Source organism: Actinomadura fulvescens, assembly GCF_039533225.1.
GTDB lineage: Bacteria > Actinomycetota > Actinomycetes > Streptosporangiales > Streptosporangiaceae > Spirillospora > Spirillospora fulvescens.
Genome location: NZ_BAAATD010000009.1, coordinates 366,427 through 386,847, shown reverse-complemented (window position 1 = coordinate 386,847; position 20,421 = coordinate 366,427). Strand labels below are relative to the sequence as shown.

Genomic DNA, 20,421 nt, shown 5'->3' with positions numbered 1-20,421 from the left:
TCCTTCCCGCGTCCAGCTCGCCCCTTCTGGCGTCCAGGCCCGTTCCTTCCCGCGTCCAACTCGTCCCTTCGGGCTTCCAGGGCAGCTCCGTGCCACGTCCAGACAAGTCCCCCTTCGGGCTTGCCAACCCACTCCTTGCCTCGCCCAACTCGTGCCTTCGGGCTTCCCTGGGCTTCCTTCCGGCTTCCAGAGAGGTTCAGTTGGGCGGGCCGTTCTTGACCAGCTTGCGGGCGGTCTCTTCGTCGACCGGTCCCTCACCGAACGACGGGCACAGCCGCGCCAGCGGGCAGACACCGCAGGCCGGACGCCGCGAATGGCACATCCGGCGGCCGTGCCAGATGAGCCGGTGCGACAAGATCGTCCAGTCCTTGCGCGGGATCAGCTCGCCGACCTCGTGCTCGACCTTGACCGGGTCGGTCTCCGCCGTCCAGCCGAACCGGCGCACCAGACGGCCGAAGTGGGTGTCGACCGTGATCCCGGGGACGTCGAAGGCGTTGCCCAGCACGACGTTGGCGGTCTTGCGGCCGACCCCGGGCAGAGTGACCAGTTCGTCCATGCTCCGGGGCACCTCGCCCCCGAACTGGTCGCGCAGCGCGGTCGCCAGCCCCAGCAGGGACTTGGCCTTGTTGCGGTAGAAACCCGTCGGTTTGATCAGCGTCTCGAGCTCTTCGGGGTTGGCGGCCGCCATCTCGGCGGCGTCGGGATATTTGGCGAAGAGCGCCGGAGTCGTCAGGTTGACCCGTACATCGGTGGTCTGCGCCGAGAGCACGGTCGCCACCAGCAACTGGAACGGACTCTGGAAATCCAGCTCGCAGTGGGCGTCGGGGTACGTCTCGGCCAGAACCCGGTTCATCCGCCGGGCCCGGCGGACCAGCGCGAGCTTGGACTCGGGGGCCTTGGATCGTGGCCGGGGACCCTTCGGACCCGCCTCAGTCGTCGCCATACCCGCAAGAGTAGAGCGCCGGACGGACAACTACGGGCCACCGGCGGGACAGACCGGCGACCAGGTTCATGACGGTCCGATATGGGAGGGAGAGATCCGGTGTGACGGCCTTCACCCGATGGTCCGTACACTGGTCAGGCAGAACTTCGGCGACCAGCAGGCCGGACGGACCCGCGGGTCCGGCTCACAGCGGACGCCGGGACGACCGTCCCGGACCGGTGAACGAGCCGGACGCGGCCCGGACGGACCGCCGGGCGCCGGAGCGAGGCGGGATCACCGTTTCGGGGCAGGAGGACGAGGGCAGGCACGTCCTCGGTTTCGGCACGCCGTGACCCCACCTTCACGTACGCGGTGGGACGTACGTCACACTAAGCATGTAGGTGTTCGAGGAGGAGAAGCGTGACCGACCGCGACGTGGACGTTCTGAGCAGAGCTCCGCTCTTCGAGGCCCTCGACGAGCAGGGGGCCAAGGCGCTGCGCGCCAATGTGACCGAGGTGCGACTGGCCCGCGGTCAGACGCTCTTCAACGAGGGCGAGACGGGCGACCGCCTGTACGTCGTCCTCGAAGGCAAGATCAAGCTGACCAGGACCGCGCCGGACGGCCGCGAGAACCTGCTGAGCGTGCTCGGCCCGAGCGAGATGTTCGGCGAGCTCTCGCTCTTCGACCCGCGCCCCCGCACGGCCAGCGCGATCGCCGTGACCGAGTGCCGCCTGGCCGGACTCGGCCACGACGACCTGCGGCCCTGGCTGACCGGGCACCCGGAGGTGGGCGTCCAGTTGCTGCGCGCCCTTGCCCAGCGGCTGCGCAAGACCAACGACATCATGGCCGACCTCGTCTTCACCGACGTGCCAGGCCGCGTCGCCAAGGCCTTGCTCGACCTGGCCGAACGCTTCGGCCAGCCGTCCGAGAACGGGCTGCACGTTCACCACGACCTCACACAGGAGGAGCTCGCCCAGCTGGTGGGCGCCTCGCGCGAAACCGTCAACAAGGCTCTGGCCGACTTCGCCCAGCGCAACTGGCTCCGCATCGAGGCCCGCGCCGTCGTCATCCTCGACATCGAGCGTCTCCGCAAGCGTTCCAAGTAGCCCGCCGTCGCGCCGTACGGTCGGCACCGCCCGGCTACTGAGCCGTACCCGGTTCCGCCCGTGCGGCCAAGCCGCACAACCATGCCCACCCCGGCCGGGCGATCCGTACGGCCGGAGCCGTCCGACTCGGGTAAGCCGGGCGGTCGGCTACGTCACGGCCAGTGCGCCGCCACACCCGGATCCGCCCGCGCAGGTGGAGCCGTATAGCCGGGCCTCTTCTCGGGCAGACGAGCCGTACGGCCAAGCCCGGTACGGCCAAGCCCGGCCGCGCCAGGCGAGCCGCACAGCCACACCGTCCGCCTCAGGCAAACCGTACGGCCACACCATCTGCCTCAGGCGAGCCGTACGGCCAAGCCCGTTCGCGCCAGGTGACCCGCACGGCCACACCGTCAGCTCCAAGCGAGCCGCACGACCACACCATCTGCCCCAAGCAAGCCGCACGCCACACCATCTGCCCCAAGCAAGCCGCACGCCACACCATCTGCCTCAGGCAAGCCGTACGGCCAAGCCCGTTCGCGCCAGGTGACCCGCACGGCCACACCGTCAGCCCCAAGCGAGCCGCACGACCGGCCCTCCGAGCGGCTGAGCCCCATAGCCGTACGCCCCGGCTGGGCGAGCTGTGCGGTCGGGTACGTCCCGGGCAGAGGCCGTAATGGGTCCTACGGGTGAGCCATACGGCCGGGTGTGGATTCGGCGGTGGGCTGGGCGGGGTGGCGTGGTGCGCTTGTTTAGAGGGCGCCGCGGTCGGTCAGGTAGTCGAGTTGGGACTGCACCGACCATTCGGCGGCGGGCCAGAGTGACTTGTCCACATCCGCGTACACCACCTCGACCACCTCGCGGGCGGTACGGGCTCCGGCTTTCACGGCGGACTCCACCTGGGCCAGGCGTTCGCGGCGGTGGTTGATGTAGTGGTCGAGGGCGGCGATGGGGTCGTCCAGTTTGGGGCCGTGGCCCGGCAGGATGGTGACCGCCCCGGCCTCTTCGGAGAACGTGCGCAGCCGGTCGAGGGAGCTCAGGTAGTCGCCCAGCTTCCCCTCCACCACGGTCGTCCCGTACCCGAGGACCGTGTCGCCGGTGAGCACCGCGCCATCGGCCGGGATCCAGAACGTGAGCGAGTCGTTGGAGTGGCCCGGGGTCTCCATGACCCGCAGTTCCAGGCCGCCCGTGGTGACGACGTCCCCCTCGACGAGCCCCTCGTCCCCGAGCCGGTGCCGAGGATCCATCGCTCGCACGCGCACCGCCGGGCCCGCGAGCGCGGCGAACTTCCTGGCGCCGGCCGAGTGGTCCGGGTGCCCGTGGGTCAGGAGAACGAGCCCCACCCGCCTGCCCTGGGCGGCCACGATGTCCGCGACGCGGCTCAGGTGCTTGCCGTCCTTCGGGCCGGGATCGACGACGACGACCTCGTCGGCGCCGGGCTCACCGATGATCCAGGTGTTGGTGCCGTCCAGGGTCATCGCGGACGGATTCGGCGCCAGCACACAGGTCGCCCGTTCCGTTCCCATCCCGTCGATCTCGCTCATTTCACCCATCTTGCCCGAGCGCCGATCGGGATGATCGATCGGATTCCAGCCCAGGCGATCGAGGTGCCGCAGCGCCGACGTGCCGCTCAGCCGCCACATGGCGGCCTGCCAGAGCGGCGTCTTGTACTTCGCGAGCCGGTTGTACCGTCCCAGCCGTCAGCCCTCCGGATAGTGCACGCCCGCGTCGGGCGGGAGAACGAGGTAGGCCTCGCCGTCGATGATCTCCGCCTTGGGCTCGTAGACGACGATCTGCCGCGTCGCGGCGAGCACGTCCGCGACCGTGTCGTACGCGGCGAGCTCGGACAGCGTGGCCAGCGTCGGCGGCAACATGAACCACTCGCCCGAGCGGGCCCGCTTCACCGCCTCGCCCGGGCGCACCCAGGCGACCCGGTCGGCCTCGGTGCTGACGTCGCGGGCTCGCTGCCCGGCCGGCATCGGCGCCACGAAGAACCGCGTGTCGTACCGCTTCGGCTCGATCGCCGGGGTGATCCAGTGCGCCCACGGCCGGAGGAGGTCCGACCGGAGAACGAGGCCGCGCCGGTCCAGGAACTCCCGGAACGACAGGGAACGGTCCAGCAGCGCCTGCCGGTCGGCCTCCCAGTCGTCCCCACGCGTGTCGTCCACGACGGAGCCCTCGGTCGGCCCGGCGAGCAGGACGAGCGTCTCCTCGAACGTCTCGCGCACGGCCGCGCAGACCAGCTCGCGCGCCAGCGTCTCGTCCGCGTTGAACGCCTGACCCCACTCGGCGGGCGACGGCCCCGACCACGCGATCGTGTTGTCGCCGTCACGCGGATCCACCGACCCGCCAGGGAAGACGTACGCGCCGGGCGCGAACGCCATCGACGACACGCGCCGCAGCATGAACGCCTGGAGCCCGTGCTCTGGATGGTCACGCAGCACGACCACGGTGGCCGCGTGCCGGGGAGGTGCGGGCTGGATGCTGCCGTCCAGGATGCCTTCGATCTGCTCCCGGAACTCCGCCGGCAGTTTCAGCCCGTTCACCGTCGCCCGACCAAACGCTCGTTCCTCATGGCGGCCAATTCGGACATACCGAATGCCATTCCGTCAAGACCCCGCCCCGGCATGATCAACATAGGGCGAGGACGACCCGGCCTCAGGCGATCTCGGCGATGAGCTCGACCTCGACCGGGGCGTTGAGCGGCAGGACGTTCACGCCGACCGCGCTCCGGGCATGCCGGCCGGCGTCGCCGAAGACCTCGGCCAGCAGGTCGCTGGCGCCGTTCACCACCTTCGGCTGGCCGTAGAAGTCCGGCGCGCTGGCGACGAAGCCGACGACCTTCACGATCCGCTTGACCTTGGACAGGTCGCCGACCTCGGCCTTGATCGCGGCGATCGCGTTCAGCGCGCAGATCCGCGCCTGCTCGAACGCCTCCTCGGCGGTCACCTCGGCCCCCACCTTGCCGGTGACGGGCAGCTCCCCCTTGACCATCGGGAGCTGCCCGGCCGTGTAGACGAGCGACCCGGTACTTGCCGTCGGCATGTACGAGGCGAGCGGCGCGACGACCTCGGGCAGTTCCAGGCCGAGCTCGCGGACGCGCTCCTCCGGCGTGCTCATCGTCACTGCTCGACTTCACGCTTGAAGTAGGCCACCAGGTTCTCCGGGTTGGGGCCCGGCAGTACGGTGACGAGCTCCCACCCGTCCTGGCCCCAGTTGTCGAGGATCTGCTTCGTCGCGTGAACGAGCAGCGGCACGGTCGCATATTCAAAGCGCTTCATGAGCCCCGAGCCTAGCGACCAAGCACGCCCCGTAGTGCCTCCTCACGTGCACGTCCGCTGGTTGTGGTTCAGGCGCGGGTGGTTGCGGTTCAGGGGGCGGGGTCGCGGCGGGTCGGGGTCGGCTCTTCGTCGATCGGGTCGGCGACGTCCTCGGCCTGGCGAGCCGCGGCGGCCTGGGCGGCCGGGTCGGCCTGGGCCGCCGGGTCAGCGGCGGCTGGGGCCGCCGGGGCGGCCTGAGTGGCCGGGTCGGCGGCGGCTGGCGCCCCCGGGGCGGCTGGGGCAGCTGGGGCCGCCGGAGCCGCCGGGGCGTCTGGGGCAACTGGGGCGGCTTGGCGGGCTGCCTCCGCCTGGGTGGCTGGGGCGGCTTGGCGGGCTGCTTCGATGCCCGGGGTCTCGGGGTCGGTGCTGGACGAGACTCGCGGTGTCTTCTTCTTGGGCTCGTCCAGGCCGAGTACGGGCGGGACGTCGCCGGCGCCTTCGAGCGGCGGGGTCTGTTCGGCGGCCTTGGCCAGCTCCTGCTCGGCCTTGGCGAGGCGTTCGCCCAAGCCGGGCTTGTCCGGGGCCTGGGCCGTCTGGTCGGAGCCGACGCCACCGGCCATGCGGTCGAAGAAGCGCAGGATCTCGACCGGCAGCGGCATCACGAGCGTGCTGTTCTTTTCGGCCGAGACCTCGACGACGGTCTGGAGCAGGCGCAGCTGCAGGGCCGCCGGGTCCTGCGACATGATCTCGGCGGCGGCGGCCAGGCGCTTGGACGCCTGGAACTCACCGTCGGCCGTGATGATGCGGGCGCGGCGTTCCCGTTCCGCCTCGGCCTGACGGGCCATGGACCGCTTCATGCCCTCCGGCAGCGACACGTCCTTGATCTCGACCCGTTCGATCCGGATGCCCCACGGCGCGTCGGTGATCTCGTCCATGATCGTGCGCAGCCGCATGTTGATCTTTTCGCGTTCGCCGAGGAGCTCCTGCATGTCGGTCTGCCCGATGACGGAACGCAGCGACGTCTGGCCTATCTGGGAAACGGCGTAACCGTAGTTCTGGACGTTCACGATCGCCTTCACCGGATCGATCACCCGGAAGTAGACCACGGCGTCGACGCGGACGCTCACGTTGTCCTGGGTGATGCCCTCCTGAGCCGGCACGTTCATCGTGATCGTCTGCCGGTTGACCTTCTGCATGCGTTCGACGATCGGCACGATCACCGTCAGGCCGGGGGTGCGCACCGCGCCAGGCCGCAGTTGCTCGCCCCGTCGCACCTGCCCGAACCTGAAGACGATGCCGTGCTCGTACTGCTGGACCACCCGGACGGACGCCACCGCCGTGATCACACCAAGAATCCCGAGGATGGCGAGGAGTGTGAGAAGTACCGCCATGACGAGCACCTCCGCTCGACGAGAATAAGACGCTCACGGATCGGACGTACCCGGCCGCGAACCGGTTCACGTTTCCCAGCCAACCCCGTGGGCACGGCCGAATACAACGGCCTGGCGAGGGATTCCCCCGACTCGGACGGCACCGTGTCAGGGATCACTTGCATGAGTGCGGGCGCCATCTGAAGTCCTTGCCGAGCGAACGATATGGTCGATTGGGTGAGCGCGAAAGACACCGACTGGGACGGCGTACGTCTCCACGTCGTCACCGGTAAGGGCGGCACGGGCAAGACCACCGTCGCGGCGGCCCTGGCCTTGGCCCTGGCCGCCGGAGGCCGCAAGGTGCTGCTGGTGGAGGTCGAGGGACGGCAGGGCATCGCCCAGCTGTTCGACTGCCCGCCGCTGCCGTACGAGGAGCGCAAGGTCGCCGTCGCCCCGGAGGGCGGCGAGGTGTACGCGCTGGCGATCGACACCGAAGAGGCGCTCATCGAGTACCTCGAGATGTTCTACAACCTCAAGCGCGCCGGTAAGGCGATGTCCAAGCTGGGCCTGGTCGACTTCGTGACCACGATCGCGCCAGGGCTCCGCGACGTGATCCTGACCGGCAAGACCAGCGAGTCCGTCCGCCGCAGGAAGAAGGACGGCTCGTTCGTGTACGACGCGGTCGTGATGGACGCGCCGCCCACCGGGCGGATCACCAAGTTCCTGAACGTGAACGACGAGGTCTCGGGCCTGGCCAAGGTCGGGCCCATCCGCAACCACGCCGACACCGTCATGAAGGTCGTGCGCAGCCCCGAGACCGCCGTGCACTTCGTCACGCTGCTGGAGGAGATGCCGGTCCAGGAGACCATGGACGGCATCCACGACCTCACCGAGGTCGGGCTCCCGGTCGGCGGTGTGATCGTCAACATGGAGCATCCGCCGGTGCTGAGCGCGGGTGACCTGGCGGCCGCCGCGGCGGGCACGCTCGACGAGGACGAGATCGTACGGGGGCTCAAGGCGGCCGGACTGGAACGTGACGCCGAGACCGTCGCCGCCGAGCTCGTCCGCGAGGCCACCGACCACGCCCGGCGTACCGCGCTGCAGAAGCGCGAGAAGGAACGCCTCGAAGGCATCGACCGGCCGCGCTACATCCTGCCGCTGCTGCCGGACGGCATGGACAGGGCCGGGCTGTACGACCTGGCGGAGGCACTTCGCGAGCAGGGAGCCGCCTGAGATGAGCCCGACCGACAAGACCCCGCCCGCGCTGGACGTGGACGCCCTGCTCGACGATCCCCGTACGAAGATCATCGTGTGCTGCGGTTCCGGAGGCGTGGGCAAGACCACGACCGCCGCCGCGCTCGGCGTACGAGCGGCGGAACGCGGCCGGGACGTCGTCGTGCTGACCGTCGACCCGGCCCGCCGCCTGGCGCAGTCGATGGGCCTGTCCGAGCTCGACAACAGCCCGCGCAAGATCGAGGTCGAGGGCGACGGCGAGCTGCACGCCATGATGCTCGACATGAAGCGCACGTTCGACGAGATCGTGGAGGCGCACTCCGACCCCGACCGGGCCAAGGCCATCCTGGCCAACCCGTTCTACCAGTCGCTCTCGTCGTCCCTGTCGGGTACGCAGGAGTACATGGCGATGGAGAAGCTCGGCCAGCTCCACCGGTCGGGCGCCTGGGACCTGATCATCGTCGACACCCCGCCGTCGCGGAACGCGCTGGACTTCCTGGACGCCCCCGAACGCATGGGACGTTTCCTCGACGGCCGGTTCATGAAGATCCTCGCCGCCCCCGCCAAGACGGGCGGCCGCTTCGGCGTCAAGGTGATCAGTGCCGGGTTCGGCATGTTCACCGGTGTGATCAACAAGGTACTCGGCGTCCAGTTGCTCCGTGACGTGCAGACCTTCGTCGCGGCGTTCGACACGATGTTCGGCGGCTTCCGCGAGCGCGCGGAGAAGACGTTCAAGCTCCTGCAGACGCCCGGCACGGCCTTCCTGGTCGTCGCGGCCCCCGAGCCGGACGCGCTCCGTGAGGCCTCCTACTTCGTCGAGCGCCTGGCCGAGGAACGTATGCCGCTCGCCGGCCTGGTCGTCAACCGCGTGCACGAGTCGTCCAGCGACAGCCTGTCGGCGGCGCGCAGCCAGGCCGCCGCCGAAAACCTGGAGGAACGCGGCGACCACGAGCTCACCGCCACCCTGCTCCGCCTCCACACCGACCGCATGCAACTGGCCGCCCGCGAGGAACGCCTGCGCGAGCACTTCGCCTCGACACACCCCACCGTGCCTGTCACCGCCGTCCCCGCCCAGGCCGAAGACGTCCACGACCTCGAAGGCCTCCGCCGCGTAGGCAACGACCTCACCCGCCCAGCCGCCTGACCGTACGCCCCGGCACCGCCGACCGCCCAACAACCCACACACTCCGGCGACCGGACCGCTGAGCATGTGAACGGAACGTCGAGGGGAAGTGTGCAGGCCCGCACCTGACCGAGGTGCGGGCCTGCGCTACTACTTCACGACCTGTGACGGTCTCTGGACCGTGCTGGAACGGACTGATCCGATCGCGGGATCGGTGCCGGCCCGGGTCCGCCGGAATCGATCAACTGGCGACGAGTTCACTCTCGTCGACGTCGACCGAACGTTCGTATTCCTCCTTGGCGGTCTCCAGCAGCTCGCGCCACGATTCCACGTCCGGACGCCGCCGCAGCAAAGCTCGCCGCTCACGCTCGGTCATCCCACCCCAGACACCGAATTCGATCCGGTTGTCGAGAGCGTCAGCGAGGCACTCCGTGCGCACCGGGCAGCCGCGGCAGATGAGCTTGGCTCGATTCTGTGCTGCTCCCTGTACGAACAGGGCGTCTGGATCCGCGTTACGGCAGGCGGCGCGGGCGGTCCAATCCGTGATCCACATCTTGGCCCCACTCCCCTAGGGTCTGTGTCGATTTGCGCTCCTTGGCCAGACGGGCGCGGACGTCAGGCCGCCAAACGAAAGCCGTGGGGAAGAACTTACGGAAGCGAGGGACGATTCAACAGCCCCCGATGGGCCCATTCTCGATATAGCCCACCAGGGCCATACCGCCGGAACGGACTAGTTACCTGTAGTCGACGCGTCGTCCCCCGTGACGGTTGACATCACGACAGACCCGGCGGCCCTGGAAGCGCGCCGATCAGGTCGATGATCTTCATCTGATCAGCCCGCTGATCTGCGGGACGGCGACCCCCGCACCGTGGCCGCAGACCGACCTGTGCCCTTGGGCACTGTTCGTCCCGCGTACCCTAGACCCCGTGCATGATGCGAACGAGGGACGAGCCAACGCCTTCTCCACGCTGTTCAGGCTGCTGGTGGCGGGCGTCGTCGCCGGGGTTCTGGTCGCCTTCATCGTGCTGCCGGGCGTCGGCAGCGCGGGTTTGACCGCGCGCGACGCGGCGACCAACTTCCAGAACATGGAGAGCGAGCTCAAGACGTCGAAGCCGTCGGCCCAGACGAAGGTGTTCGACTCGACCGGCAAGCAGTTCGCCACGTTCTTCGACAAATACCGCGAACCAATCCGCCTCGACCAGGTCGCGCCCATCATGAAGACCGCGATCGTCGACATCGAGGACTCGCGGTTCTACCAGCACGGCGCGCTGGACCTGAAGGGCACGATCCGCGCGCTGGCCAAGAACGTCGAGTCCGAGCAGACCCAGGGCGGCTCGACCCTCACGCAGCAGTACGTCAAGAACCTCCTGGTCGACAACGCCAAGACCGACGCCGAGTACAAAGAGGTGACGGCGCCCACGGTCGGCCGCAAGCTCCGCGAGCTGCGCTACGCCCTCGACCTTGAGCAGAAGATGACCAAGGACGAGATCCTCCAGGGCTACCTGAACATCGCCTACTTCGGCGCCGGCGCGTACGGCGTCGAAGCCGCGTCCCAGCGCTACTTCAGCAAGCCCGCGTCGCAGCTCAACCTCGAACAGGCCGCTCTGCTGGCCGGTGTCACCCAGAACCCCACCGCCTACGACCCGATCCTCAACGGCAAGAAGGCCCGTGAGCGGCGCGACGTCGTTCTCTACCGGATGGCCGAGCTGGGGCACATCACCAAGGCACAGGCCGACGCGGCCGCCGCCAAGCCGATCGAACTCAACAAGACCAACCCCGCCGGTGGTTGCGAGACCAGCGACGCCCCGTACTTCTGCGAGTACGTCAAGTTCGACATGCTCAACATCCTGTCCGAAGGCAAGTACTGGTCGCTCAAGGACAAGCAGAAGCAGGACGTCATCAACAAGCTCAACCGCGGCGGCTACACGATCCGCACGACCCTGGACCGGAAGGCCCAGCGGGCGGTCGACAGGGCCCTGCGCAACTACGTCGCCCCCGGCAGCACCCGGGTCGGCGCCGAGTCGATGGTCGAGCCCGGCACCGGGCACGTCCGGGCCATCGGGCTGAGCAAGCGGTTCGGCAGCAAGAAGGGCCGCACGACCCTCAACCTGCCCGCCGACGCGGCCCACGGCGGCGGCGGCGGTGTGTCCGCGGGCTCCACGTTCAAGATCTTCACTCTGATCGCGGCGCTCGACCAGGGCATCCCGGTCAACACCTCGATCGCGGCGGGCGCGCAGACCACCGTCGCCGGGCTCACCGACTGCAAGGGTAGGCCGACGGGCGTCTTCAGCCCGCGCAACTCCGACCCCGCCGAGAAGGGCGCCTACAACCTCAAGACCGGTACGTGGCACTCGGTCAACACGTTCTATGCACAGCTTGAGAAGCGCGTCGGCCTCTGCGAGTCGATCAAGATGGCGCAGAAGTTCGGCATGAAGCGCGCCGACGGGCGGCCGTTCCTGGAGGTTCCCTCGCAGGTGCTCGGCACCAACGAGGTCGACATGGTGCATCTGGCCGCCGCCTACGCGGGCATCGCAGCGCGCGGCAAGTACTGCGCCCCCGTCTCGGTCACCGAGGTCGTCGACGGCGAAGGCAAGAAGGTCAAGCTGCCCAAGCCGGACTGCCGCCAGGTCGTGGACCAGCCCGTCGCCGACAAGGTGAACGAGATCATGCAGGGCGTCCTCACCCAGGGCACGGCCAGGGGCGGCGGCATCGGCCGTCCCGCGGCGGGCAAGACCGGTACCTGTGAGGCCCACACCTGTGCGCTGTTCGCCGGGCACACCCCCACCATGGCCGCGGCCGTCGCCTACTGGGACCCGCGCGGTCCCGTCGCCTACCCGGTGAACGTCTTCGGCGCCGACCAGCCCCTGTCGATCTGGCGGCAGAGCATGCAGAACGCCCTCGCGGGCAGGCCCGCTCCCGGCTTCGCCCGTTCGATCGAGGACTTCGGCGACACGAGCACCGTGCCGGACGTGCGCGGCATGTCGGTCGGCGCCGCGATGGCCGCGCTCGGCGCCGCCGATCTTCAGGGCAAGGTCGTTCCGCAGCCCGTCCCGTCCGACCTGCCCAAGGGCAAGGTGGTCAACACCGCGCCCGGCGCCAACGCCGAGGTCGCGCCCGGCAGCACCGTCATGATCTTCATGAGCAGCGGCCGCCGGCGCGACGGCGGCGGTGAGCCGTCGGGCCGGGGCGGCTGGCCCTGGCCGTTCTGAGCGCGAAGGCTCCCGATAAACGGGAGCCTTCGCCGGTTCAGAGGAGCTGGCGCTTGACCTCGGCGGCGACCCGGCCGCCCTCGGCACGGCCGGCGACCTTCGGGTTGACGACCTTCATGACCTGGCCCATCGCACGCGGACCCTCCGCGCCGGTCTCGGCGATCGCGGCGGTGACCAGGGCGGTGAGCTCCTCGTCGGACAGCTGCGCGGGCAGGTAGTCCTCCAGGACCGCGCCCTCGTCCCGTTCCGCCTGCGCCTGGGTGTCACGGCCGGCGTCGGCGAACGCCGTGGCGGCCTCGCGGCGCTTCTTGGCCTCGCGGGTGAGCACCTTGACGACGTCGTCGTCGGACAGCTCACGCGACTGCTTGCCGGCGACCTCCTCGTTCTTCACCGCGGTCAGGGCCATGCGCAGCGTACGGGTACGCACCTCGTCACGGGCCTTCATCGCGACCGAGAGGTCGGCCTCCAGCTTCTCCTTCAGGGCACTCATGGTCACATCATGCCCGTACGGCCGCTCCCGCCTCACCAGGATTACGCCGCGGCGGCCCATCTCTGGGACGATGGAGACGTCGTCTGGAGGGAGAACCGTGCGAAAGCTTTACGCCGCGCCCCTGTGGCTGGCGGGCATCGGCGCCGCCACGTTCGGCTACGCCTCGGTCATCGAACGGAACTGGTTCCGTCTGCGGCGCTTCGAGGTCCCCGTCCTCCCACCCGGCCGCCCTTCCATCAAGATCCTGCACGTCTCCGACGCGCACCTCACCCCGGGCCGCCAGCGCCTCATCCACTGGGTCCGCTCCCTCGACGCGCTGGAGCCCGACCTGGTGGTCAACACCGGCGACTCCATCTCGCACCCTGACGCCATCGGCCCGTTCCTGGACGCGCTCGGCCCGCTCCTGGACCGCCCCGGCGCCTTCGTGTACGGCTCCAACGACCTCTACTCGCCGATCTTCAAGAACCCCACCCGCTACATCTGGCGCACATCGCAGTCCGACTACAAGAAGCGCCGCCGCGAGCCCGACCTGCCCTACCGCGAGCTGGGCTCCTCGCTCCAGGCCGCCGGCTGGCTGGACCTCAACAACCGGATCGGCCGCCTCAAGGTAGGAGACCTGGACGTGGAGTTCGGGGGCATCGACGACTCCCACATCAACCGGGACCGCTACGAGAAGATCGCCGGCCCCGTCGACCCCCGCGCCGACGTCCACCTGGGCGTCATGCACTCCCCTGAGCCCCGCAACCTCGACCGCTTCGCCGCCGACGGCTACGACCTCCTCCTCGCCGGCCACACCCACGGTGGCCAGGTCTGCGTCCCCTTCTACGGCGCCCTAGCCACCAACTGCGGCATCGACCGCCCCCGAGTCAAGGGCCTGCACCAGCACCGCGGCTCCTGGCTCCACGTCTCCGCGGGCCTGGGCACCTCCCCCAAGGCCCCCATGCGCTTCTGCTGCCCACCCGAGGCCTCCCTGCTGACCCTGGTCCCCCGCACGCCCGGATAATGGGGACGCAGCACTCCCAAGCATCCGCTAAAGTAGTCGAGGCGCCGGGAGGCACGTACGACTCCCGGGCAGCCACCAACCGGGGTGTAGCGCAGCTTGGCAGCGCGCTTCGTTCGGGACGAAGAGGTCGTGGGTTCAAATCCCGCCACCCCGACAGAAAACGCCAGCTCAGAGGCCGGTTCCTGAAGACCAGGAACCGGCCTCTGATCGTTTGTCCGTGATTCGTCCGTGGGATTGAACGCCACCCCCCGACACCGTCCGTGCCCCTGACGACACAAAACCCTCCCTCGGCCAGTGATCAGGCAGACGTCTCGTGTTCAAATCCCGCCCTTGTGCAGCGGACCAGCGAACGGGGAAAGGCGGGCGAGCCCGCCCTTCAGCTGGCGATCACCGTCAAGGCAGCCACACCGAACGGCTTGCAGAAGCCGCTCCGGTGTCTGTGGTCTCGGTCGAGCTCGTCTGCTGCTCGCTGAGCAGGCGTTGGAGGTCGGCGGTGACGACGCGGTAGCTGGTTCCGATACGGATCACCTTGCACGGGAAGCTGCCGCGTTTGGCGAGTTCGTAGGCGCGAGTGCGACCAAGCCCCAGCGCGCGGGCCGCGACCTCGATGGTCGTGGTGGTCGGCAGAGCGCGTAGCTCTTCCCGGCTCATCGGTTCCACGCTCAGCCGTCCTTCCGGACGGGACGGACTGCGGACGGGCCTTGGGGTGGTGGTCGATCAGAGCCAGGGAGCAGCGAGGACGCCTGCTCGACCGGGATCGGGAAGTCCTCGGCGGCGATCTCCACGGAGGACCGGGGTTGTGCGGGGAGACGGGGCCGCCGTGGATGGCGTTGATCGCGCTTTGGGCTTCGCTGAGAGCTGCGTGTAGGCCGCCGCTGTGCTTACGTGCAGCTGAGAGCGCTCGCCCGCATTGCTGGAGTGCTGGAGCGGTCGGTTCGTCGCGGTCGTGACCGAGTCGACCGTGCTCCTCTTCGTGGAGTAAGAAGTCGTTGAGCTGCTCGATGGTCTGGTCGAGGCCGTACGCGGCGGCGCCGAGGTTGCCGAGCACCGTGTAGACGGTGCCGGGCTGCGTCAGACCGGGAGGACCGCTTGTGGCGTGGTTGAGCTGCCGGACCTGCTCGTACAGGTCGCGAGCGAGCTGCTCGGTGGACGAATCGTCATGGGCTCGGGAGGTTGATTCCTGGGGGTCGTTGCGCATGATCGCACTCCTCGGAACAAGGGCGGGCATCCGTGGGGATGCGGCTCGTGTTGTTCATGCCGGCCTCCTCTCCCTCGAAGTCGGCATCGTCCTGTCGGCGAGGAGGACGATGCCAGTCGTTCATCAACTATAAGTTACGACAGGAGCAGCTGGTCTCTTTAGGGCTCGCTGAACACTCATCTACTCCGTCTCGGCTGAGGGTTCGACACTTGTGGCGGGCGATGCTCGGGCGGAGGCGCCGCGCGCGGACCGCGGAGCCGAGGCCCCAGCGGTGTGGGGAAGTCGGCCGCGACCAAACAAGCAGGGTTGTCCACCGCAGTGGCTGGTGCCCTGGTCGCGACGCGAGCGGCAATAGAACGACCGACGCCTCGCGACGCTGAATGGACCTTCCGGCCAGCGTGAGCCGGCAAACGAGGTCTGAGCTCCTGGGAGCTCAGACCTCGTTGGCGTTGAGATCGAACGCCGGCCGCGACAGGCACCCGATCACAGGGGACGTGGTCAGACGTCGATGCGGCAGTCGATCTTGATGGAGCTGGTCCGGTTGTCGCCGACCTTGTTGTTGGAGAGGCTAGGGTCGGCGGACCATGCGCCGGGGCGCGGCTCGGACCGCTTCCAGTGACTGTGCGCGCCCGAGTAACCCTTGTGCTGGTAGAGGTCCACGTAGCAGGCCTTGTCCCGCTGGATGGAGCTTGGACCGTTGTCCATGCGGGTGTTGGTGCCGGGCCAGTACCACTGGGACAGGTCTTTCATGTCCTGGGTGACGCAGGCCGAGTGGCCGCGATAGTTCTTGAGCTGGAACACCTTCACGTAACAGGCTGCCGCCTGAGGAGCCTGCTTCGCGACGGTGTCGGCCGAAGCGATTCCGGCTCCGGTGGCCGACAGTGTCAGCACGGCCCCTGCTCCCAGCAGGACAGCCCTCCGCGCCCATCGAATCATTCAACGTTCCTTTCTCGTACGCGAAGGCCAGAACCTTCTGTCATCGGTCAGGTTCGGCGGGTGCCGGTGGTGCCCTTGCTCGTCTTCCTGGTGCTGCCCTTGAACATCCACATCGTGACGCGGACCAGTTCGCCTTCGGCCACGTTCTTGGGGTAGTTGCGGACGTCTCCAGGTCCGGCGGAGCCGCCCCACCACTTGGTCCACTCGCCTCGGACGAGGTGCTCGACGCGGGCGTAGGTGCTCCAGCCTCTGTAGCCGGACGAGCTCACCACGAGCTTGTCCCCGTTGGCGTAGAACGTCGCACTGCCGATGATCTTGTTGTTCCTGATCTCGGCGATGGACACGCACTTGCACGCAGCCTGCGTCGTGGCATCGCGTCCCGCGAGGGTGACCGTGTGCGTGGCGCCTGTCGCGGAAGCGGGGGCGGCGATGGCCAGAGGTGCCACGGCGGCGGCCGTGGCGACCACGGCGAGAAGCCGTCTCTTCATGCGAAGCCTTCCTTGTTGGTCCTGGCAAAGGGCTGGGCGCTTCGAGGATTTCAAGATCCACTCCTGTTATCGACAGGCGTTTTGTTTACGATCATCAAATGCCGCTTGTCGAACCCGGGGAGCTCGAGACGTTCTTGATCCTGGCCGAGGAGCTCCACTTCGGCCGGACCGCCGAACGGCGCCAGGTCACGCCGCAGCGGGTCAGCCAGCTCATCCGCGCCCTCGAACGGCGGGTGGGGGCGGCACTGTTCGAACGCACCAGCCGGCGGGTCGTGCTCACCGGTCTCGGCAAGCAGTTGCACGCCGAGCTGTATCCCCACTACCAGGGCATCCGCGACGCGCTCGACAGCGCCACGGCGTCCGCTCGCGGTGTCAGCGGCACGCTACGGGTGGGCTACATCAACGCATTGTGGGGCCGGCTCTTCGTCGAGGCCGCGGACATCCTGCACACGACGCAGCCCGGCGCCCGGATCATCGTCCATGAGCTTCTGGCCGGGGACGCGCTGCGGCCGCTGCACAACGGCGATGTCGACGTGATGTGCGCGAGCTATCCCGTGGAGGAACCCGGCGTCACCACAGGACCGGTCCTGCTCCAGGAAGAGCCGCTGCTCGTCATCAGCGCCGACCACCCGTTCGCAGGACGCGCCAGCATCTCCCTCGAGGACCTGGCGACCGTGCCGCTGCTGAGCACGCCCACCATGTCGGCGACGTGGAGGCGGGCCCGCTCCCCCAACACCACGCCGAGCGGCACCCCGATCCCGCACGGGCCGGCCGTGACCTCGGTGCACCAGGCGCTCTCGCTCATATCCCTCGGCCGCGGCGCGTTCATCTTCGGTGACCGGGCCATGTCCTACCACCGTCACCCAGGGCTCGCGACCATCCCGATCAGCGACTGCCCCCCGCCGGAATGGGGCCTCATCCACCTCGCCGGCGCCCAGACGCCCCTGCTCGACACGTTCACCCAGGTAGTGGCTGCTCTGGCACACGACCAAGCCCAAGGTCACACATGACAGGCTCTCCGATCACGGCGAATAGTGGACTGTGGGCGGTGTTCTCACCGCGCTGACCGCACTCGGAGCCAGTGTCAGCGGGAGTGTCGACTGAAACCGTACATTCCCCGGTCGGCAGGTGGAGGGTTGTAGGTGACGGTGCCCGTTCATGTGTGGGCGTGATGACAAGGCCCGATGTCATCGTCATGCTGCGCGGACCGCCGCTGGAGAAAGTTCGTCTGGCACGAGGACGTGTCTAGTCCCACCTGATGCTTGACGGATCAGTCCCAGGACATGCTTGACGGATGTTCTAGGAATCATGGGGTGGCCTTGCGGGGCCGGTGAGCTTTGATGCTGCGGACGGGTTGGGTGGTGGTCCGCCGGACGATGCGGGTGTCGTCGTCTAGCTCGATGGTCAGGGTGGTGTCGGCGACATGGATGGTCACCACGCGGCCGGCGTGCAGACGTCCCAGCGCGATCTTCTGTCCGGCGACCATGACCACGCCGGTGTTGCTGACCCGCCGCTGCACGGTGATCGGCTCGGTCCGGGGCCGTGGCGGCGGTCCAGCTCGCCGGAGGCCGCGCAGGGTTCGGACCTGGTCGGCGGTGAACGGGTTGGGCCGGGTGCGCAGCAGTTCGCGGGTTGGCATGACCCGGATAGGTAAGTCGAACACACGTCGGCGACCGTGGCGAGCAGCCGATGCGCTTGAGGTTACCCACCTACCCTCAGCACTCGAATCCGCGAGGTAGGCCCGAAGGTCGATGCCGTAGTCGTCCAGACGTACTCTGCGGTCGCCATCTCAGCGCCCCTGCTGCACTCGCGCGAACAAGAGATCACTATCCGAGGATTTCCTCAAAGTCACCAAGTTCGCCACCACTCCTCGAGGAACCAACTGCGCTCGTTACATGCTGGCGAGCGGTGCGGCGGGTGTTGGCCTTCTCGCGCGCAGTGGGGACGTGGGCCTGGCCCAAACCTTGGCGAACTGGAACTACTCGGTCATACCATCCATTTATGGATCTCTCGTCCATCACGCGTGAGGCCGTGCTGGAGGCGATTGCCGAGTGCGATCGCTTGGGGCGGGACCGCTTCCTCGATGAGTACGGCTTCGACCCTGCGCGTCGGTACTTGCTGCACTACAACGGCGGCTTTTACGACTCCAAGGCCATCGTGGGCGTGGCCTACCGTTACGTCGCGGACCGGCCGCTGAGCGCCCGGGAGTTCTCCGGCGGACATCAGACCGTCGGACGACTCCTGACCCGGCTGGGATTCGAAGTGGTCACCGACGAGCCTCTCCCGCCCCTTCAACGGTTCATGGCGCAATTGCAGGGGCTGCGCGTCGCCAGTACCGCTGACGGACCGGCCAGACATCAGCCGATCACCCTGCTGTGGGCGCTGGGACACGCCGCTCACCATGCCCCACGCCTTGTTTCCTGGAGCGCCGCTCGCACTGAACTGCGCGGGCTCCTGCGCGAGTACGGCCAGCCGCGTTCAAGGCCTCGGCCGGAGTTCCCGATCCTCGCCCTGGCCAACACCGACCTGTGGGAACTGCATGGCCATACCGGGGCAGTCCCACCTGCGCACGGCGAACCCCTCGGATGGATGGAGGAGCACGACCCGCACAGCGGTCTGTCGCCTTGGGCGTACGAGCTGGCAGCCTCCTCCGAGGAAGCACGCGGCGAAGCCACCGCAGAACTCGGCCGTCGCTTCTTCGACGGCACAATCCCCCAAGCGCTGCTCAACGAGGTAGGCCTTCAACCTGCGGAGACAGGCCGTCCCACGCGACACAACGACAGCGACTTCAATGCCTATGAGCGCCTTTGCCGCAGTGTCGAAGCCGCCGAGGCACGTGGCGATCATGACCGCATCAGCCGTACGACCAGCGAACGGCCTGTACGTTCCACGACTGCGGTCAAGGCTGTGCTCCTGCGCAGCCGCGGCCGATGCGAGAACCCAGTGTGCGCCGGCCAGCCCGACGACCTCACCGACCGCGGCGAGCCCATCCTGGAAGTCGACCACGTCGAGGGGCGCGCCAACTGGGGCCGCGACCACCCCATTCAGATGATCGCGCTGTGCCCCAACTGCCACGCCATCAAAACCCGCGGCCACACCCGCGAGCAGCTACGCAGGCTCCTCCTCACCGAGGCTCGCTCCCGCCACACTGCCTGGGAGGCCCAAGCAAGTGGAGCGCCCCAGGTGGGGCGGACACCTTGATACCTGGAAGGGTGACGGGCTATGGCGCCATCGTCGAAGTACTTTCCTGAGCTGCGTGAACGCGCGGTTCGTATGGTGTTTGACGCGTGAGCAGACCGGCCAGAAGGCCGGGTCGATCAGCGTGGATGATCAGCTCGGCGTGCACCGCGAGACGCTGTGGACCTGGTCCGTCAGGCCGAGGTCGATGTGGGCAAGCGTTCAGGGACCTAGACGAGCGACGCTCAGCGGATCGCTGAACTGGAGCAGGAGAATCGGGAACTGAGACGGGCTAACGAGATCCTCAAGGCCGCGAGCACTGATCTTGCGAGGGAACTCGACCCGAACTGCCGCCTCAGCGCCCTTTGCTTCCCAGCTGTGCTTCTCTCAGGAGGATGCGGCGACAACCGGCGAGCACGCGGCTGAGACGGCCGTTACGTCGACGGCACGTCGCTACGTCAGAGGACAGGGTTCGACCGGGCGCAAGAGATGGCTGCCGGCCGCGGTCTTCCCACGACCCTTTGGGTGTGCGCTGCGGTGCCTTCTCCTGCTGGATGAAGCATCCCGTGACGTCCCGGGGAGTCGAGCGCTCGGATAGCGCGTCGATACGGCGGGCGAGATCAATGGCGTTCTTCGCCTCGACCAGCTGACCGGGTAGCAGGGCCCAGATAGAGCCGGTGTACTCACCCCACCAACAGCACAGGTCTGGATACCGTCGCTGCAACCAAACGGCGGCCAGATCAAGGTCGGTCTCCGCAGGCAGGGCGTTAGGCCGCTCGGCGGATAGTCCGTAGGGAGCTCCACCGGCTTGGACGACGGGTTCTAGCAAAGTCACTAGGTCACCTCCAAGCAAGCGTGCGGCGGGCACGCTCCTTAGGTGATGGATGGCCAAGACGGCCTGTTGAAGAGTCGTGCGGCCGGTGAAACC

Annotated in this window: 19 protein-coding genes and 1 tRNA gene; 8 read left to right on the top strand and 12 right to left on the bottom strand. The window is 68.3% G+C overall.

The annotated features are described in order from the left end of the window. Positions 1 to 196: 196 nt before the first annotated feature. Positions 197 to 943, bottom strand: coding sequence for an endonuclease III (gene nth / locus ABD333_RS31715; protein ID WP_344546207.1), 747 nt, complete (start codon positions 941 to 943; stop codon positions 197 to 199). Between the two features lie 399 nt (positions 944 to 1,342). On the opposite strand from nth, the gene ABD333_RS31710 reads away from it, so the two are divergent. Then, positions 1,343 to 2,029 carry a Crp/Fnr family transcriptional regulator gene (locus ABD333_RS31710; protein WP_344546206.1) on the top strand — a complete coding sequence of 229 codons (687 nt, stop codon included), beginning with the start codon at positions 1,343 to 1,345 and terminating at the stop codon, positions 2,027 to 2,029. A 728-nt stretch (positions 2,030 to 2,757) separates the two neighbouring features. On the opposite strand, the gene ABD333_RS31705 is transcribed toward ABD333_RS31710, so the two are convergent. From ABD333_RS31705 to ABD333_RS31685, 5 genes are all read right to left on the bottom strand, one after another. Next, the gene (locus ABD333_RS31705; RefSeq protein ID WP_344546205.1) at positions 2,758 to 3,549 is read right to left on the bottom strand and encodes an MBL fold metallo-hydrolase; all 792 of its coding nucleotides are present in this window, start codon (positions 3,547 to 3,549) and stop codon (positions 2,758 to 2,760) included. A 156-nt stretch (positions 3,550 to 3,705) separates the two neighbouring features. Then, positions 3,706 to 4,542, bottom strand: a complete 837-nt coding sequence (locus ABD333_RS31700) for an NUDIX hydrolase (RefSeq protein ID WP_410558555.1) — start codon at positions 4,540 to 4,542, stop codon at positions 3,706 to 3,708. 121 nt (positions 4,543 to 4,663) lie between these two features. After that, positions 4,664 to 5,125, bottom strand: a complete 462-nt coding sequence (locus ABD333_RS31695; RefSeq protein WP_344546203.1) for a RidA family protein — start codon at positions 5,123 to 5,125, stop codon at positions 4,664 to 4,666. A 2-nt stretch (positions 5,126 to 5,127) separates the two neighbouring features. Then, positions 5,128 to 5,286 carry a Sp36 family protein gene (gene sp36, locus ABD333_RS31690; RefSeq protein ID WP_151559442.1) on the bottom strand — a complete coding sequence of 53 codons (159 nt, stop codon included), beginning with the start codon at positions 5,284 to 5,286 and terminating at the stop codon, positions 5,128 to 5,130. A gap of 89 nt (positions 5,287 to 5,375) precedes the next feature. Next, the gene (locus ABD333_RS31685; protein ID WP_344546202.1) at positions 5,376 to 6,656 is read right to left on the bottom strand and encodes a slipin family protein; all 1,281 of its coding nucleotides are present in this window, start codon (positions 6,654 to 6,656) and stop codon (positions 5,376 to 5,378) included. Positions 6,657 to 6,872: 216 nt separating this feature from the next. Between ABD333_RS31685 and bagA the strand changes: the two genes are divergently transcribed. Continuing rightward, positions 6,873 to 7,868: an ATPase BagA gene (gene bagA / locus ABD333_RS31680; protein WP_344546201.1), complete on the top strand. Its 996-nt coding sequence runs from the start codon at positions 6,873 to 6,875 to the stop codon at positions 7,866 to 7,868. 1 nt (position 7,869) lies between these two features. Next, a complete protein-coding gene (gene bagB, locus ABD333_RS31675; RefSeq protein ID WP_344546200.1) occupies positions 7,870 to 9,012 on the top strand; it encodes an ATPase BagB in 1,143 nt (380 codons plus the stop codon). A 220-nt stretch (positions 9,013 to 9,232) separates the two neighbouring features. Here the strand turns inward: bagB and ABD333_RS31670 are convergent, their stop codons facing one another. Next, positions 9,233 to 9,544 (bottom strand): WhiB family transcriptional regulator, encoded by a 312-nt coding sequence (locus ABD333_RS31670; RefSeq protein ID WP_151559446.1) that lies wholly within the window; start codon positions 9,542 to 9,544, stop codon positions 9,233 to 9,235. Between the two features lie 374 nt (positions 9,545 to 9,918). On the opposite strand from ABD333_RS31670, the gene ABD333_RS31665 reads away from it, so the two are divergent. Beyond that, positions 9,919 to 12,201: a penicillin-binding protein gene (locus ABD333_RS31665; protein ID WP_344546199.1), complete on the top strand. Its 2,283-nt coding sequence runs from the start codon at positions 9,919 to 9,921 to the stop codon at positions 12,199 to 12,201. A 37-nt stretch (positions 12,202 to 12,238) separates the two neighbouring features. On the opposite strand, the gene ABD333_RS31660 is transcribed toward ABD333_RS31665, so the two are convergent. Continuing rightward, positions 12,239 to 12,691 carry a GatB/YqeY domain-containing protein gene (locus tag ABD333_RS31660; RefSeq protein ID WP_344546198.1) on the bottom strand — a complete coding sequence of 151 codons (453 nt, stop codon included), beginning with the start codon at positions 12,689 to 12,691 and terminating at the stop codon, positions 12,239 to 12,241. Positions 12,692 to 12,788: 97 nt separating this feature from the next. On the opposite strand from ABD333_RS31660, the gene ABD333_RS31655 reads away from it, so the two are divergent. Both ABD333_RS31655 and ABD333_RS31650 read left to right on the top strand, forming a co-directional pair. Beyond that, the gene (locus ABD333_RS31655) at positions 12,789 to 13,694 is read left to right on the top strand and encodes a metallophosphoesterase (RefSeq protein ID WP_344546197.1); all 906 of its coding nucleotides are present in this window, start codon (positions 12,789 to 12,791) and stop codon (positions 13,692 to 13,694) included. 80 nt (positions 13,695 to 13,774) lie between these two features. Continuing rightward, a tRNA-Pro gene (locus ABD333_RS31650) sits at positions 13,775 to 13,848 on the top strand. 239 nt (positions 13,849 to 14,087) lie between these two features. Here ABD333_RS31650 and ABD333_RS31645 read toward each other — a convergent pair. From ABD333_RS31645 to ABD333_RS31635, 3 genes are all read right to left on the bottom strand, one after another. Continuing rightward, entirely contained in the window at positions 14,088 to 14,345 is a 258-nt protein-coding gene (locus ABD333_RS31645; protein WP_344546196.1) for a helix-turn-helix transcriptional regulator, read from the bottom strand. A gap of 1,045 nt (positions 14,346 to 15,390) precedes the next feature. After that, a complete protein-coding gene (locus ABD333_RS31640; RefSeq protein WP_344546195.1) occupies positions 15,391 to 15,783 on the bottom strand; it encodes a hypothetical protein in 393 nt (130 codons plus the stop codon). Positions 15,784 to 15,875: 92 nt separating this feature from the next. Next, complete coding sequence (locus tag ABD333_RS31635; RefSeq protein ID WP_344546194.1) at positions 15,876 to 16,316, bottom strand: hypothetical protein; 441 nt, start codon at positions 16,314 to 16,316, stop codon at positions 15,876 to 15,878. A gap of 98 nt (positions 16,317 to 16,414) precedes the next feature. Between ABD333_RS31635 and ABD333_RS31630 the strand changes: the two genes are divergently transcribed. Then, complete coding sequence (locus ABD333_RS31630; protein WP_344546193.1) at positions 16,415 to 17,326, top strand: LysR family transcriptional regulator; 912 nt, start codon at positions 16,415 to 16,417, stop codon at positions 17,324 to 17,326. A 296-nt stretch (positions 17,327 to 17,622) separates the two neighbouring features. Here the strand turns inward: ABD333_RS31630 and ABD333_RS31625 are convergent, their stop codons facing one another. Further along, positions 17,623 to 17,955, bottom strand: coding sequence for a hypothetical protein (locus ABD333_RS31625; RefSeq protein WP_344546192.1), 333 nt, complete (start codon positions 17,953 to 17,955; stop codon positions 17,623 to 17,625). A 362-nt stretch (positions 17,956 to 18,317) separates the two neighbouring features. Between ABD333_RS31625 and ABD333_RS31620 the strand changes: the two genes are divergently transcribed. Beyond that, the gene (locus ABD333_RS31620; RefSeq protein WP_344546191.1) at positions 18,318 to 19,517 is read left to right on the top strand and encodes a phosphorothioated DNA-binding restriction endonuclease family protein; all 1,200 of its coding nucleotides are present in this window, start codon (positions 18,318 to 18,320) and stop codon (positions 19,515 to 19,517) included. Positions 19,518 to 20,421: the final 904 nt, after the last annotated feature.